The sequence below is a fragment of the Bacillus cereus group sp. BfR-BA-01382 genome (assembly GCF_022663475.1).
Classification (GTDB): Bacteria; Bacillota; Bacilli; order Bacillales; family Bacillaceae_G; genus Bacillus_A; species Bacillus_A thuringiensis_S.
Map to the genome: position 1 here is coordinate 1 of NZ_JAKUFQ010000211.1, position 2,737 is coordinate 2,737.

Sequence of the window (2,737 nt, forward strand, 5' to 3'; positions counted from 1 at the left end):
GGCCTCTATTATACAAACGAACGAGGGATATATAGCACCTCGGAATAGAGTAGAGCAAAAAATGGTAGAAATTTGGTCAGAGGTATTAGGGATTGACTCCTCTGTCATTGGAATAAACGATAATTTTTTTGAGTTAGGTGGACACTCTCTCCTAGCAACTAAAATAACTTCACGTTTAGGTGTTGATTTTTCAATTCTAGTACAAATACGTGATATATTTGAATGCCCTACCATTAAACATTTCTCAAAACGTTTAACATTTTTATTGGGAAAAACGGGGGAGATCGATGTTTTTACACCATTACAATCAGTTAAACGTGAACAATACGAACCATTATCTTTCGCTCAACAGCGTTTATGGATAATGGATAAAATTGTAACAAATAGTGCGCTTTACAATGTCCCGATTGCATGGCGTTTAAAAGGAAAATGGAACATTGAGATGTTAAAAAAAGGATATAATGCAATAATACATCGCCATGAAATTCTACGGACAGTATTTCATGAAGTTGACGGAAAACCAGTGCAAATTGTTCAACAAGATATAACAGTTCCCTTATCAGTAATTGATTTGCGTTATCTTTCTCCTGAAGATAAAACATCTAAAATAGAAAATATATCAAAAATAGAAGCTAAAAAGCCATTTGATTTAAGCCAAGGACCTTTATTACGTACTCATTTAATAGTAATGGACAATAAAGAGTTAGTACTTCTTTGCACCATCCATCATATTATTTTTGATCGCTGGTCATTAGATACCTTTATCAATGAATGGATGAGTTTTTATCAGGCATTTTTAGAAAACGAAACTGAAAAGCTTCCCCCTTTACCTGTTCAGTATATTGATTTTACAAAATGGCAAAAAAGTTGGTTAACAGAAGACATTATACAAAAACAAATAGCATATTGGGGGAAAGAATTACGCGGTTTACTTCCTATATTGGAACTCCCATTGGATTATCCTCGTCCAATAATACAAAGCTATAATGGAGATACGTATCAAATTGTCATACCCAATAAATTGTTAGAAAAAATAAAAGTATTCAATTCTAAGGAAGGCGTTACATTATTCGCCACATTATTAGCAAGTTATCAAGGGTTTCTTTCTCGTTATACCAATCAAAAAGATATTTTAGTAGGCAGCCCGATTGCAAATAGGAATTATCCAGGAGTTGAAGATCTTATTGGATTCTTTGCAAATACTGTAGTCTATCGTGCAGATTGCTCAAATAATATAACATTTAAAGAATTGGTCCAACAAATAAAGAAAAAAATGTTAGATGCACAAGAAAACCAGGACGTTCCTTTTGAAAAAGTTATAGAAGCTATACAACCAGAACGTGATATGAGTTATTCTCCATTATTTCAGACAATGTTTGTTTTTCACAATCAATTAAAAGAGTTACCAAAATTATTAGATCATAGCGTAGAAAAAATCCCTAGACATATGAATGGTGCAAAGTTTGATATAACTATAGCAACGGAAGAGATACCAACAGGATTACAAGTGGATTTTGAATATAATACAGACTTATTTAAGGTTTCTACAATAAAAAGAATGGCTCAATCTTTTGAAATTTGGCTAGATGAAATTTTACAATTTCCGGAGGAACCTATTGAGAATCTAAGAATACTCACTAAGAACGAAGAAAAGCAATTATTACATGAATGGACTAACATAGAGGGCAATTATCAAAAAGATGTAGTGATTCAAGAGTTATTTGAACAGCAAGTAATTCAGAATCCAGATTCTGTTGCGTTGGTATATAAAGATCAACAGTTAACTTATAAGGAATTAAATGAAAAAGTAAATCAATTAGCTTTTTATCTACAAAAACGAAACATAGGCCCTGAAAGTATGGTAGGGGTTTATATAGAACGTTCTTTAGAGATGATTGTAAGTATATTAGGAATAATAAAAGCTGGTGGCGCATATGTCCCACTAGATCCCGCATATCCAACAAAGAGGCTTGAATATATCTTGAAAGATGCCAACATACAAGTATTGCTGACACAAAGTCATCTAACACAGTGGATACCTAAAGAAATAGATTGTATTGATATAAAAGAACATGAAATGAATATTTCGAGAGAAAAAAATATAAATCCTACAATTGAAGTTAAACCAGATAATTTGGCATATGTAATTTATACATCTGGATCCACAGGAAATCCAAAGGGTGTCCTTTATGAACAAAAAGGTCTATGTAATTTTATTAATGCCAGCATTAATTTTACAAAATTAAATACGGGTAGTAAGGTAGTTCAGTTTTCTTCAATTGCATTTGATGTTTCACTATATGATATCTTCGCAACTCTGGTGTCTGGTGGAACTTTATATGTATGTGGTCAACAAGATATTATGCCAGTCGAGCCACTTACCCAGTTTTTGCTAGAAAAAAAAATTACGCATGCATTTTTACCCCCTACGGTACTAAATCTGTTAGATGAATCTAAATTTGAGGAATTACAAACTGTTATTTCTGCGGGTTCAGTCTGTAGTGAACAAGTGGCAAAACGATGGGTGAAAAATCACCTCTTTATAAATGCATATGGTCCAACAGAAGCATCGGTTGCTACTATAGACATTTATAGCGGCAAAGGGACACCACCTATTGGTCGATCTATTCCCAATGTAGAGGTATATGTATTAAATGAAGCTAAAAAACTTGTCCCTATTGGGACAGTAGGTGAACTTTATATAGGAGGTATCGCATTAGCACGAGGATATTTGAAT

The 2,737-nt window shown here is 33.1% G+C and carries 1 protein-coding gene; it reads left to right on the forward strand.

Annotation, left to right across the window (positions count from 1 at the left end; all coding sequences use genetic code 11):
• Positions 1-61: 61 nt before the first annotated feature.
• A partial coding sequence (locus MR160_RS33355) for a non-ribosomal peptide synthetase (protein ID WP_242299188.1) occupies positions 62-2,737 on the forward strand: 2,676 nt, incomplete at its 3' end.